Origin of the sequence: Streptomyces sp. NPDC047081 (assembly GCF_040643775.1) — a bacterium.
Lineage (GTDB): Bacteria > Actinomycetota > Actinomycetes > Streptomycetales > Streptomycetaceae > Streptomyces.
In genome coordinates, this window is record NZ_JBEYUY010000032.1 from 1 (window position 1) to 13,089 (window position 13,089).

Below are 13,089 nucleotides of genomic sequence, written 5' to 3' on the forward strand. Positions count from 1 at the left end.
GGCGCTCTGCTCCGGCTGCGGGCGTGGGGGCGGGCGCCGGGGCCCGGGCGCCGCTGACCGGCGGCGGGGCGGGCGGGGTGCGAGGGGCGCGCGGGGCCGGGCACGCGGCGGCGCGGCGGTTCCCTGTCGGACACTTCTCCGTCACCTGCCGGGGGTCGTGGTCGGAGTGGGCGTGGGCGTGGGAGTGACCGCGGGGAGGGTCGTGGTCGTGGGGGTGGCGGCCGGGCTGTGCGTGATGGTCTCCGGCGGGCGCAGGACCAGCGGGACCTGTACGGCGGACTGCTGGGCGGCGGCGGAGGGGACGCCCTTCACGGTGCCGTCCGGGTTCAGGAAGGCGGGGTCGCCGCCGGGGACCATGCCGAGTTCACGGGCGCGGCGCACGAGGGCGTCCGGGGCGGAGTAGGAGTCGATGTCCCGCTGGAGCGCCTGTTCCTCGTCGGTGAGGTTCTTGGTGTCCTTCTGGAGGTCGTCGAGCTTGAAGGAGCCTTCGCTGAGCGCGGAGTTCAGCACCAGGAGCCCGATCAGCCCGCCGCCCAGGAGGAGTACGACGAGAAGGACGAAGGGGGTGCGGGCGGCCTGCGGGCCGGTGCCCGACGGGCCCGGGAAGAGGCGTGCGAGACGAGCCGCGCGCCCCCTCAGTTCGGGTTTCCTACTCACACGGCCTCCAGTGAGTCCGGTTTCCCAACCCGCTCGCTGCCCGCATCACTCGCTCACGTCCTCCCTGATGCGCTCGGCCCCGCGCAGTCGCGCCGGTGCCGCCCGCCGGTTCTCGGCGACCTCTTCCTCGGTGGGAAGTTCGGCACCGCGCGTGAGCAGCTTGAGCCGCGGCTGGTACTGCTCGGGCACGATCGGCAGCCCGGGAGGCGCGGTGTTGGCGGCGCCGGCCGCGAACACCTGCTTGACCAGGCGGTCCTCGAGCGAGTGGTACGACAGCACGGCGATCCGTCCGCCCACGGCCAGGGCCCCCACGGCGGCCGGGATCGCCCGCTCCAGGACGGACAGCTCGCCGTTGACCTCGATGCGCAGGGCCTGGAAGGTGCGCTTGGCCGGGTTGCCGCCGGTGCGCTTGGCGGCCTGCGGCAGCGAGTCCCGGATCAGCTCGACGAGCCGCGCGCTGTTGGCGAACGGCTCCTTCTCGCGCTCGCGCACGATCGCGCCGACGATCCGCTTGGCCTGCTTCTCCTCGCCGTACGCGCGCAGGATGCGGACGAGTTCACCGGCCGGGTAGGTGTTGAGGACCTCGGCGGCGCTGATGCCGGTCGTCTGGTCCATGCGCATGTCGAGCGGGGCGTCCTGGGCGTAGGCGAAGCCGCGGTCGGCCTCGTCGAGCTGCATGGAGGAGACGCCGAGGTCGAAGAGGACGCCCTGCACGCGCGCGATACCGAGCCGGTCGAGCACGTCCGGGAGCTCGTCGTAGACGGCGTGCACCAGGGTGGCCCGCTCGCCGAAGGGGGCGAGCCGCTCGCCGGACAGGCGCAGCGCCTCCTTGTCGCGGTCGAGGGCGACCAGCCGGGCTTCGGGGAACCGCGCGAGGAGCGCCTCGCTGTGGCCGCCGAGGCCGAGCGTGCAGTCGACGACCACCGAGCCGGGCCGCTCCAGCGCGGGGGCCAACAGATCCAGGCACCGCTGGAGCATCACCGGGACATGTCGACTCTGGCTCAAGGGGCCCTCTCAGATCCGGCGGGCCCGCACCGCCGGGTCCCCGCCCGCGGGGAGAAATCGGCGTGGCGGCCGGGGTCTCCTGGGGATTTCAGTCCAGCAGGGAGAGCCTCCCCTCCCGCTTCGCGTCACTTTAGTCCACGGTGACTCGCGGTCAATCAACCGGCCTGCGCGTCGCGCCTCCGCGTGCGTGCGAAGCGGCAAACCAGGGAAAATCACCCTTACGGCTCCACCTCCGCCACCTATGTGGGTTACGTCACAAGAGGACCGTGATGACGCTCTTTTCCCGCTCTCACACGCAGACCGGATCGCATGTGACCAGTAACGTCATAGCTATGACGACTTCTGCATCCGTTCCCACCGAGTCCGAAGGCGCCATACACGGCGGCACCGTCACCGACCGTCTCGTCGACGCCAACGGACGGTACGCCGCCGAATTCACCGACCCCGGAATGGACGCCCGCCCCGTCCTGCACGTGGCGGTCGTGGCCTGCATGGACGCCCGTCTCGACCTGCACGCGGCGCTCGGCCTGGAGCTGGGCGACTGCCACACCATCCGCAACGCCGGCGGTGTGGTCACCGACGACGTGATCCGCTCCCTCACCATCAGCCAGCGCAAGCTCGGCACGCGCAGCATCGTCCTCATCCACCACACGGGCTGCGGCCTGGAGGCCATCACCGAGGACTTCCGCACCGAGCTGGAGATGGAGGTCGGCCAGCGCCCCGCCTGGGCCGTGGAGGCCTTCCGGGACGTCGACCAGGACGTACGCCAGTCCATGCAGCGGGTACGCACCTCGCCGTTCCTGCTGCACACCGACGACGTGCGCGGCTTCGTCTTCGACGTGAAGACGGGCCTGCTGCGCGAGATCGACCCGGCGTAACCGGGCCGCGTAACCCTCCCCGGCCCTTCTCGTTTTTCGCAAATCCCGCGCATGCTGGAGCCCAAGCACCGTAAAACCCGACATAACGCAGCCAGTTGTCCACAGTCGAGTGACACGAAACGGTAACGGCAGCAAGAATGCGGGTGTGGCGTCGCGCGGAACTTTTCACGCGTGGTGTCCGTGATTCGGGGTGGGCCGGTCCGCACAACACGCGTCGGCCCGGAGAAAGAACGGGCCGAGGAGGGCCGGGTGACGACCTATGACGATCGAGCGAGCCTTACAGATCTGACTGCCACCGTGGAGCGGGTCCGCAGTTCGGTGGAAGGAGTGATCGAGGGCAAGCCCGAGGTCGTACGGCTTTCGCTGACCGTACTGCTCGCCGAGGGACATCTTCTGATCGAGGACGTGCCGGGTGTGGGCAAGACCATGCTCGCAAAAGCGCTGGCCAGGTCCATCGACTGTTCGGTGCGGCGCATTCAGTTCACGCCGGACCTGCTGCCCTCGGACATCACCGGTGTGTCCATCTGGGACCAGCAGCGCCGGGACTTCGAGTTCAAGCCGGGCGCGATCTTCGCGCAGATCGTGATCGGCGACGAGATCAACCGCGCCTCGCCGAAGACGCAGTCCGCGCTCCTGGAGTCCATGGAGGAGCGGCAGGTCACGATCGACGGGCAGACCTACGAGCTGCCCAGCCCCTTCATGGTGGTGGCCACGCAGAACCCGGTCGAGATGGAGGGCACCTACCCGCTGCCCGAGGCCCAGCGCGACCGCTTCATGGCCCGGGTCTCGGTGGGCTACCCCAGCGTGGAGGCCGAGCTGCAGATGCTCGACATCCACGGCGGGGTGAGCCCCCTGGAGGACCTCCAGCCGGTGGCCCACGCGCACGACATCGTGAAGCTGATCGAGGCGGTGCGGGGCGTGCACGTCGCCGATTCGGTCCGGCGGTACGCGGTGGACCTGGTCGCCGCCACGCGCAACCACCCGGACCTCAGACTCGGCGCCTCCCCGCGCGCGACGCTGCACCTGCTGCGCGCGGCGAAGGCCTCCGCGGCCCTGAGCGGCCGGGAGTACGCGCTGCCGGACGACGTGCAGGCGCTCGCCGTCGCCGTCCTGGCGCACCGCCTGCTGCCCACCGCACAGGCCCAGCTCAACCGCCGCACCTCGGAGCAGGTCGTCCAGGAGATCCTGCAGCGCACCCCGGTGCCCGCGGCGCCCCAGCAGCAGAGCGGCTTCGGCGGCCTCGCACACGGCACGCCGGCGTACGGCCAGCAGCCGCCGCGGAGGCTGTGATGTCCTCCGGGGGGACCGGGCCGGACGCCGACCGCGGCGAGAAGGGCGGTGTCCGTACGGCCCTCGCGGGTCTGACCACCCGCGGTCGCTCCTTCCTTGCGGCCGGTATCGCGGCCGCGATCTGCGCCTATGTCCTCGGCCAGAGCGATCTGCTCCGGGTCGGCCTGCTGCTCGCCGTGCTGCCCCTGGTGTGCGCGCTGTTCCTGTACCGCACGCGCTACCGGGTGGCCGGCAGCCGCCGTCTCTCCCCCGCGCGCGTGCCCGCCGGCAGCGAGGCCCGCGTCCATCTGCGGATGGACAACGTCTCGCGGCTGCCCACCGGCCTGCTGATGCTCCAGGACCGGGTGCCGTACGTCCTCGGCCCCCGGCCCCGCTTCGTCCTCGACCGGGTCGAGCCGGGCGGCCGCCGCGAGGTCTCCTACCGCGTCCGCTCCGACCTGCGCGGCCGCTATCCGCTGGGCCCGCTCCAGCTGCGCCTGACCGACCCGTTCGGCATGTGCGAGCTGACCAGGTCCTTCTCCTCGTACGACACCCTGACGGTGATCCCGCGCGTGGAGGCGCTGCCGCCGGTGCGCTTCAGCGGGGAGTCGAAGGGGTACGGCGACGGGCGGCAGCGGTCGCTCGCGCTGGCCGGCGAGGACGACGTGATCCCGCGCGGGTACCGCTACGGCGACGATCTGCGCCGGGTCCACTGGCGGCTGACCGCCCGCTACGGCGAGCTCATGGTGCGCCGCGAGGAGCAGCCCCAGCGGGCCCGCTGCACGGTGCTGCTGGACACCCGGGGCATCGCCTTCCAGGGCGCGGGCCCCGACTCGGCCTTCGAGTGGGCGGTGTCCGGCGCGGCCTCCGTGCTGGTGCACATGCTGGAACGGGGCTTCTCCGTCCGGCTGTTGACGGACACCGGCAGCTCGGTGCCCGGCGAGGGCGCGGACGGGTTCGCCGGCGCGAGCCAGGAGACCGCCGACTCGGCCGGGCTGATGATGGACACCCTCGCGGTCATCGACCACTCGGACGGCGCGGGCCTGTCCCGCGCGTACGACGTGCTGCGCGGCGGGAACGAGGGGCTGCTGATCGCCTTCTTCGGCGACCTCGACGAGGAGCAGGCCACGGTGGCCGCCAAGATGCGCCAGCGCAGCGGGGGCGCGGTCGCGTTCCTGTTGGACAGCAGCACCTGGGTGCGGGAACCGACCGATGTGCCCGGCCCGTTGGACATGCGTGAGGAGCGGCAGCGGATGCTGCGGGAGGCGGGCTGGACCGTCCTGAGCGTGCCGCGCGGCGCCTCGCTGACCGAGCTGTGGCGGCAGGCGGACCGCGAGCGCGCGGGCCTGGCCGCCGCCGGCGGGACCACCGCGGCGAGCGGTACGAGCGGTGAGGGGGCGGGGTCATGAGCGGGCGGGCACGACTGACGCTGGGCGCCTGGGCGGCCACGCTGATGGCGGCGTGCGCGCTGCTGCCCCTGGTCTCCCCGGCCACCTGGATCCTGCAGGCGGCCTTCCTGCTGGGCGTGCAGAGCGCCGTGGGCGCGTTGACCCGGCGGGTGCCGCTGGCCCGGCCGCTGACGGTGGCCGCGCAGACGCTGGTCACCCTGGTGATACTGACCCTGATCTTCGCCCGGCAGCAGGCCTTCGTCGGGATCGTGCCGGGCCCCGAGGCCTTCCAGCACTTCGCCGACCTGCTGCAGCAGGGCAGCGACGACATCGCCCGGTACGCGATCCCGGCGCCGCTGGACTCCGACGGCATCCGGCTGATGCTGCTGGGCGGGGTCCTGGTCATCGGGCTCGCGGTGGACACCCTCGCGGTGACCTTCCGCAGCGCGGCCCCTGCCGGGCTGCCCCTGCTCGCGCTGTACTCGGTCGCCGCCGGGCTGTCCGACGGCGGCGCCGACTGGTTCTGGTTCCTGGTCGCGGCGGGCGGCTATCTGATGCTGCTGCTCGCCGAGGGCCGGGACCGGCTCTCCCAGTGGGGCCGCGTCTTCGGCGGGGCGCCGCGCACTCCGGGCGGCGAGCCGGGCCCGGTGGCCCCCGTCCGCACCGGGCGGCGCATCGGCGTGCTCGCGCTGGGCATCGCCCTCGTGGTGCCGGTCGCGCTGCCCGCGATGAGCGGCGGGCTGCTGGACGGCGCCGGCACGGGCGTGGGCTCGGGCAGTGGCGGCGGGGGCACGATCTCCGCGGTGAACCCGCTGGTGTCGCTCCGGGACAGTCTGAACGTGGACGAGGACCGCCAGGTCCTGACCCTGAAGAGCAACACGAGCGACCTCTCGGACCTGTATCTGCGGATCGTCTCCCTGGACGACTTCGACGGCAGTACCTGGAAGCCGTCCAAGCGGCACATCATCTCCGTGCCGGACAAGCTCCCGACCCCGACCGGCCTGGGCCCGGACGTCAAGCGCGCGGAGATCGAGACCCGGATCTCGGCGGCCGACTGGTACGCGCAGGACTGGCTGCCGATGCCGTACCCGCCCAGCGGCGTGGACGTCAGCGGCAAGTGGCGCTACGAGCCCGTGGGCATGACGCTGGTCGGCGACCACGGTGAGACCACGCGCGGAAAGACGTACCTGGTCAAGAGCCTCGACGTGCAGCCGACGGCGGAGCAGCTGGCCGACGCGCCGGACCCGTCTCCCGCCCTGGAGCGGGAGTACACCAAGCTGCCGAGCTCGGTGCCGGCGGTGGTGGGGAAGACCGCCCGCCAGGTCACCGCGGGCTCCGCCAACCACTACGAGGAGGCGGTCAAGCTCCAGGAGTACTTCGCCTCCACCGGCGGCTTCCAGTACAGCACCCAGGTGCAGGTGGGCACCGGCCCGAACGCGATCGCCAAGTTCCTGAAGGACAAGGAGGGCTTCTGCGTCCACTTCTCCTTCGCGATGGCGGCGATGGCCCGCAGCCTGGGCATACCGGCCCGGGTCGCGGTGGGCTTCGCGCCCGGTTCCCAGCAGACCGGCGACACGGTCTCGGTGGGCCTGAAGGACGCCCATGCCTGGCCCGAGCTGTATTTCGAGGGCGTGGGCTGGACCCGCTTCGAGCCGACCCCGACCCGAGGTGTGGCGCCGTCGTACACGCAGTCGGACAGCACGGGCAGCACTCTGCCGGACGTCACGCAGCCCTCCGCGTCGGCCGGTTCCTCGGCCTCGGCGGCTCCGTCGGCGACGACGAGCTGCTCGGCGCAGGACCGCAAGCTCGCGGCGTGCGCGGAGGCGCTTCCGCTGGACAGCGCCAAGCCGGGTGACAGCGGCCCGCCGTGGTACCAGATCGCCGGCTGGGTGGTGCTCGGCGTGCTGGTGCTCGCCGTACCGCTGCTGCCCATGCTGTGGCGGCTGCGCCGGCGCTCGGTGCGGCTGGCGTCGGGGCAGCACGCCTCCGCCGGCCTCACGCCGCCCGGAGCGGGCAGGGCCCGGGGCGGCGGCCGGGGCGGTGAGGGTTCCACGGACGTGGACCTGGAGTCCGCGGCGATGGCGGTGGAGGCGGATGACCGTTACTCCGCCGAGGTGGCCGCCGGGCATGTGCTGGCCGTCTGGCGCGAGCTCACCGACACCGCCTGGGACTACGGCATCCCGCCGGACGACGCGCTCACCCCGCGCAAGGCGGCGGCGCGGATCGTGCGGCTGGGGCAACTGGACCCGGTCACGGCCGAGTCGGTGCACCGGGTGGCGGGCGCCGTGGAGCAGGTGCTGTTCGCACCGAGGCCGCACGCCGTGCCCGGCCTGGCCGACGACGTCCGCAGGATGCGGGCCGCGCTGCGCGCCCGGGTCAGCTGGCCCACCCGGGTACGCGCGGTCGTGGCGCCCCGCTCGGCCGTCCGCGCGGTCTGGGACCTAGTGGACCGCTGGACGGCGGTCAAGGCCCGCGCGAACGAACGCTGGACGGCGGCACTGGCCCGGACCCGACGTCCGTCGGGGCAGCAGAGCGGCTGACAGACCGGGCTCGGCTCCAGGGCATACGTGAGGGGGTGACCACCCGACCGGGTGGTCACCCCCTCAACTGCCAGTGGGAGCCGGGAAGACTACTGGCCGCCCTGCTGCTCGTCGCGGCGGCGCTGCCAGCGCTGCTCGATACGGTCCATCATGGAGCGCTTCGGCCGTCCTTGTCGGCGCGCGTGCGGAGCGGCACCGCCGGCGGGCTGTTCACCCGGCTTGGGGGCCTTGCGCCAGCCGGTCACGGCGAGCACCGCGCACCCCAGCATGACGAGGAAGCCCACCACACTGAGCCAGACCTGCTTGGCGACCATTCCAGCCATGAGGAGCGCAATACCCACGAGGAAGCCGGCGACCGCCTGGTAGACCCGCCGCCGGGTGTACGTACGCAGCCCGCTTCCCTCAAGCGCCGACGCGAACTTGGGATCTTCGGCGTACAGCGCTCGCTCCATCTGCTCGAGCATGCGCTGCTCGTGCTCCGAGAGCGGCACGGAGTCCTCCTCATCGTGCAGTCGCCGGGGGCGACCCGGGGGGTCCCTTCAGGATAGGCAGGGAATCGCCCCCGTGAAACCCGCCCCTCTGCGCCAATTGGCCAACCGGATTCCGCCATGACCGTCCCGGCTCGCTGAATCTTGCATTCCCCAGCGGCCGACCCGTCATGCCGGGTGATCTCCTTCGATCATACGGCGCCAAGCCCCCGTTCGGGGGGCCTGTGGCGTACTCCATCCGCAGCCAACGCGCTGATCAGCGGCTCGCCCCGGCAGGCCGGTCAGGCCCCGTCGGTCCCCCGGGTCTCACCGAGCACATGGAGCTGGGTGGCGACGGAGTGGAAGGCGGGCAGCTCGGCCGCCGCCTCCTCCAGCTTGAGCAGCGCCTCCAGGGCGCCGGGCTCGGTGTCCACGAGCACGCCCGGGACCAGGTCGGCGAAGACCCGCACGCCGTGCACGGCGCCCACGCGCAGGCCGGCGCCCTCGACCAGAGCGGTCAGCTGCTCGGCGGTGAAGCGGCGCGGCACGGGGTCGCCGTCGCCCCAGCGGCCGTCCGGGTCGCCGAGGGCCTGCCGGGCCTCCTTGAAGTGGCCGGCCAGGGCTCGGGCGAGCACGGCACCGCCGAGGCCGGCGGCGAGCAGGCTGAGGACGCCCTCGGGGCGCAGGGCGGCGACGACGTTGCGCACGCCCTCGGCCGGGTCGTCCACGTACTCCAGGACGCCGTGGCAGAGCACCACGTCGTGGCCGCCGCGCTCGACCACGTCGAAGAGGCCGTGGGCGTCGCCCTGGACGCCCCGGACGCGGTCGGCGACGCCGGCCTCGGCGGCGCGGCGCTCCAGGGCGAACAGGGCGTTGGGGCTGGGGTCGACGACGGTGACCTGGTGGCCGAGGCGGGCGAGCGGCACCGCGAAGTTGCCGCTGCCGCCGCCGGCGTCGAGCACGTCCAGCGCCTGGCGTCCCGTGGCCTTGACCCGGCGGTCGAGGGCGTCCTGGAGGACCTCCCACACCACGGCGGTACGGAGGGAGGCGCGAGGCCTCATCGGGTCCGACACGGCAGTTGACTCCTCGGCGCGGCACCGCCCTTGGCACGGCGGAGCGAACGGTCTGCCTCCCCGGCCCCGGGGTACGGGAGGAAAGGCTTCAGGCGCCCTCCACCCTATTGCCTGCACCGCCGCACCCGGTCACTCCACCCACACGGCCTGCGGAACGTCTCGCACCGCGGACGCGGGCGACTACCGGCACACCTTGCGAGCCGGCCACACCACGACCCGCCATCGGCTCAGGCGATGAATCGGCTCACGCATGAATCTGCTGAATCCGCTCACCCCGTATCCGGTAAGTCCCGCTCCGCCCCAGGACCCGGCTGCGGGTGGTCGGGGTCGTGGCGGGGCTGTGGCAGGACCGGTTGGAGGACGAGCATGCGCTCGACGAGACGCAGGAACATCGCCACGTCGCGTATCAGGTCGTCGGCGTCCCGGCGGCTGGCCGCGCCCTGGATGCCGGCCTCGGCCCGGGCGCGGCGCCGGGCACCGGAGGCGAACAGCACGCTCCACTCGGCGAGTTCGGGCGCTATTTCGGGGAGCACTTCCCAGGCGCTCCGGATGCGTGCCCGGCGTCGCTCGGAGGTCTCCGGGCGGCCCCGCGCGGCGAGCACGGCGGCGGCCGTGCGCAGGGCGGCGAGGTGGGCGGTGGCATAGCGCTCGTTGGACGTTTCGAGGACGGCCGCCTCGTCCAGTCCGGCGCGGGCCTGGGCGAGCAGGTCGAGGGCGGCGCGCGGCGCGGCGGCCCGGCGCAGCACCGGGTGGACGTCGCTCGCCGGACCGGTCAGTGAGGGGGCAGGGCCGGTGGCACGGCGCCGGCGGGCGGCTGCTGCGTGATAGCTGGCCATGACGAACCTCCTGTCTCTGCGTGACGGCATGCCCGCATTCGGGTAGCCGTATGTCCCCATCGTGCGGTATGGCACTGACAATCCGTTCTGACCTGGGGTTTTGCTTCGATCTAAGGTTCGGAGTAGTTTTTGAACTGACCAGTCAGTTCAAATCAGTTCCGCACAGGGGAATCCAGGGGAATGGGGGAAACCGTGCCCGGAACCGGTGTCACGGCCCGCGGCCTCGGGCTCAGGGGGCCGCGCGGCTGGGCCTTCCGCGACGTCACGTTCGAGGCGGAGCCCGGCTCGCTGATCGCGATCGAGGGACCGTCCGGGTCCGGCCGCACCTGCCTGCTGCTCGCGCTCACGGGCCGGATGAAGGCCACCGAGGGCTCGGCCGAGGTGGGCGAGTGGCGGCTGCCCAAGCAGTTGGCGGCGGTACGCCGGGTGAGCGGGCTCGCGCACGTCACCGGAGTCACCGACCTCGAACCGGCACTGACCGTCGGCGAGCACCTGCACGAACGGGCGCTGCTGCAGCGGCGGTTCGGCGACTCGCTGAAGGCGCTGCTGCGGCCACGGGCCGAGCGCACCGCGGAGGCGAAGCTGCGGATCGACAACGCCCTCGCGGCCGCCGGACTCGACCGGGCGGCCCTGCCCAAGGGCTCCCGGACCGCCGTACGGGATCTGGAACGGCTGGAGGCGCTGCGCCTTTCCATCGCGCTGGCCCTGCTCGGTCGCCCGCGGCTGCTCGGTGTCGACGACGCCGATATGAAGCTCTCGGACGCCGAACGGGCCGAGGTGTGGGCGCTGTTGAGGTCCGTCGCCGAGGCCGGGACCACTGTCCTCGCGGTGTGCAGCGAGGCACCCGAGGACACCGTCGTCGTAACCACCGCTCAGAAGGAGAAGGCGGATGCGCTCGCCGAAACTGGCCGCTCTTGAGCTCAGGCGCTTCGGCCGGGGGAAGCTGCCGCGGGCCGCGCTCGTCGCGCTCCTGGTGCTGCCGCTGCTGTACGGCGCGCTGTACCTGTGGTCGTTCTGGGATCCGTACGGCCGCCTGGACCGGATCCCCGTGGCGCTCGTCAACGACGACAAGGGGGCGACCGCCGGCGGCAAGCGGGTCACGGCCGGCGACGACATCACCGAGGGGCTGCGGGAGAGCGACACCTTCGACTGGCACGAGGTGAGTGCCAGTGAGGCACGCGCGGGCGTGGAGGACGGCACGTACTACCTGTCGCTGACCATGCCGGCCGACTTCAGCCAGCGGATCGCGTCCAGCGCGGGCGACTCCCCGGAGACGGGTGCGCTCCAGGTGCGTACGAACGACGCGAACAACTACATCGTCGGGCAGATCTCGCGGACGGTGTTCAGCGAGGTGCGGACCGCCGCGTCCACCAAGGCGTCGCGGTCCTTCCTGGACCGGATCTTCATCTCGTTCTCGGACATCCACGGCGCGACCGTGAAGGCCGCCGACGGCGCCGATCAGCTCAAGGGCGGTATCGGGAAGGCCGAGAAGGGCTCCAAGGACCTCGCGGACGGCCTCAAGGACGCCAAGGAGGGCAGCAGTGCGCTGTCCAAGGGGCTGAAGAAGCTCGACACGGGCGCAGGCGCCCTGGAGGACGGCTCGCGGCAGGTCGCCGACGGCACGCGCGTGCTGGCCGACAAGGTCAACGCGGTCGACGCCAAGGTGGGCCCCTTCATCAAGGGCAACGAGAAGACCATCGGGGACACCGCCCAGTTGGTGGCCGACTCCTCGCAGGCGATCCGCGACAACCTCGACGTTCTTGTGAAGTCGGCCCCGACGGCCGCCAAGGGGGCGCACGCGGCCTCCAAGGTGCTGAACGACGTCTACAGGGCGCGCTGCGAGCAGGCCGTGCTCCCTGACCCGGCCTGCGCCGACCTCAAGAAGGCCAAGGTGGCCGCGGCGGACGTGGCGACGATCGCCGACGACCTCAACACGCTGATCGGCGACCAGCACGGCGACCTGAAGAAGCTCGACGCCAACCTCGCCACCCTCCAGAAGCAGGCCCAGGCCCTCGCCGACCGCGCCCCGCACCTCTCCGAGGACCTCCAGGACGCCGTCGCCAAGGTCAACAAGCTGAACGCCGGTGCCACGAAGGTCGCCGCGGGCGCCAGAAAGCTGCACTCGGGGCTCGGCACGGCCACCACCGGCGCGTCCGAACTCGACACGGGCGTCGGCAAGCTGAAGACGGGAGCCCAGACCCTCAACGGCGGCATGTTCAAGCTCGTCGACGGCTCCGGGAAGCTCGCGGGCGGACTGCACGACGGCGCCGGCAAGATCCCCGACTACGACAAGAAGGACCGCGACCAGCGCACCGGGGTGATGGCGGATCCGGTCCGGCTGGTCTCCAAGGACCTGCACAAGGCGCCCAATTACGGCACCGGGTTCGCCCCGTACTTCATCCCGCTGTCCCTGTGGGTGGGCGCGATGGTGGCGTACATGCTGATCCCGCCGATGAACCGGCGCGCGCTCGCCACGGGCGCCCCCGCGTGGCGGATCGCGCTGGCGGGCTGGCTCCCGGTGGTCGCGATCGGCGCACTGCAGACGGTGGCGCTGATGTCGGTGCTGCACTGGGCGATCGGCCTGGAGATGACGCGGGCGGCCGGGACGGTCGGCTTCCTGTTCCTGGTGACGGCCTGCTTCGCGGCGATCGTGCAGTGGCTCAACGCGCGCTTCGGGGCGGCCGGCCGGATCCTCGTACTCGCCCTGCTGATGCTGCAGTTGACGTCCGCGGGCGGCACCTATCCGGTGCAGACCAGCCCGCACTTCTTCAACGCGATCCACCCCTTCCTGCCGATGAGCTACATCGTGGAGGCGCTCCGAAGGCTCATCACGGGCGGCGGTCTCGGACCCGTGTGGCACGCGTGCGTGGTGCTCGTCGCGTTCACCGCGGGCGCGCTCGCGCTGACCGCGCTGTCGGCCCGCCGCCGCCAGGTGTGGACGCTGGACCGGCTGCATCCGGAGCTGAGCCTGTGAGA

11 protein-coding genes are annotated in these 13,089 nt (G+C 72.3%); 6 read left to right on the forward strand and 5 right to left on the reverse strand.

Annotated elements, in window-relative coordinates:
- Positions 1 to 141: 141 nt before the first annotated feature.
- Together ABZ848_RS40610 and rsmH are read right to left on the reverse strand one after the other, a co-directional pair.
- Positions 142 to 657, reverse strand: a complete 516-nt coding sequence (locus ABZ848_RS40610; RefSeq protein ID WP_360840213.1) for a septum formation initiator family protein — start codon at positions 655 to 657, stop codon at positions 142 to 144.
- 45 nt (positions 658 to 702) lie between these two features.
- Positions 703 to 1,662 (reverse strand): 16S rRNA (cytosine(1402)-N(4))-methyltransferase RsmH, encoded by a 960-nt coding sequence (rsmH, locus tag ABZ848_RS40615; protein WP_360840215.1) that lies wholly within the window; start codon positions 1,660 to 1,662, stop codon positions 703 to 705.
- Between the two features lie 332 nt (positions 1,663 to 1,994).
- Between rsmH and ABZ848_RS40620 the strand changes: the two genes are divergently transcribed.
- The 4 genes from ABZ848_RS40620 (at position 1,995) to ABZ848_RS40635 (ending at position 7,737) form a co-directional block, all read left to right on the forward strand.
- On the forward strand, positions 1,995 to 2,540 hold the full coding sequence (locus tag ABZ848_RS40620; RefSeq protein ID WP_360840217.1) for a carbonic anhydrase: 546 nt from the start codon (positions 1,995 to 1,997) through the stop codon (positions 2,538 to 2,540).
- A 249-nt stretch (positions 2,541 to 2,789) separates the two neighbouring features.
- On the forward strand, positions 2,790 to 3,830 hold the full coding sequence (locus tag ABZ848_RS40625; RefSeq protein ID WP_360840219.1) for a MoxR family ATPase: 1,041 nt from the start codon (positions 2,790 to 2,792) through the stop codon (positions 3,828 to 3,830).
- Positions 3,830 to 5,218, forward strand: coding sequence for a DUF58 domain-containing protein (locus tag ABZ848_RS40630; protein WP_360840221.1), 1,389 nt, complete (start codon positions 3,830 to 3,832; stop codon positions 5,216 to 5,218). The genes ABZ848_RS40625 and ABZ848_RS40630 overlap by 1 nt, the downstream gene beginning before the upstream one ends.
- Positions 5,215 to 7,737 (forward strand): DUF3488 and transglutaminase-like domain-containing protein, encoded by a 2,523-nt coding sequence (locus ABZ848_RS40635; RefSeq protein ID WP_360840222.1) that lies wholly within the window; start codon positions 5,215 to 5,217, stop codon positions 7,735 to 7,737. Before ABZ848_RS40630 ends, ABZ848_RS40635 begins: the two co-directional genes overlap by 4 nt.
- Before the next feature lie 89 nt (positions 7,738 to 7,826).
- On the opposite strand, the gene ABZ848_RS40640 is transcribed toward ABZ848_RS40635, so the two are convergent.
- The 3 genes from ABZ848_RS40640 to ABZ848_RS40650 form a co-directional block, all read right to left on the reverse strand.
- The gene (locus ABZ848_RS40640; RefSeq protein WP_360840224.1) at positions 7,827 to 8,228 is read right to left on the reverse strand and encodes a DUF3040 domain-containing protein; all 402 of its coding nucleotides are present in this window, start codon (positions 8,226 to 8,228) and stop codon (positions 7,827 to 7,829) included.
- A 278-nt stretch (positions 8,229 to 8,506) separates the two neighbouring features.
- Positions 8,507 to 9,277 (reverse strand): methyltransferase, encoded by a 771-nt coding sequence (locus ABZ848_RS40645; protein WP_242760967.1) that lies wholly within the window; start codon positions 9,275 to 9,277, stop codon positions 8,507 to 8,509.
- A gap of 269 nt (positions 9,278 to 9,546) precedes the next feature.
- The gene (locus ABZ848_RS40650) at positions 9,547 to 10,113 is read right to left on the reverse strand and encodes an SAV_6107 family HEPN domain-containing protein (RefSeq protein WP_360840225.1); all 567 of its coding nucleotides are present in this window, start codon (positions 10,111 to 10,113) and stop codon (positions 9,547 to 9,549) included.
- A gap of 192 nt (positions 10,114 to 10,305) precedes the next feature.
- Between ABZ848_RS40650 and ABZ848_RS40655 the strand changes: the two genes are divergently transcribed.
- Positions 10,306 to 11,031 (forward strand): ATP-binding cassette domain-containing protein, encoded by a 726-nt coding sequence (locus ABZ848_RS40655; RefSeq protein ID WP_360840227.1) that lies wholly within the window; start codon positions 10,306 to 10,308, stop codon positions 11,029 to 11,031.
- Positions 11,003 to 13,087 carry a YhgE/Pip domain-containing protein gene (locus ABZ848_RS40660; protein ID WP_360840229.1) on the forward strand — a complete coding sequence of 695 codons (2,085 nt, stop codon included), beginning with the start codon at positions 11,003 to 11,005 and terminating at the stop codon, positions 13,085 to 13,087. Before ABZ848_RS40655 ends, ABZ848_RS40660 begins: the two co-directional genes overlap by 29 nt.
- Positions 13,088 to 13,089: the final 2 nt, after the last annotated feature.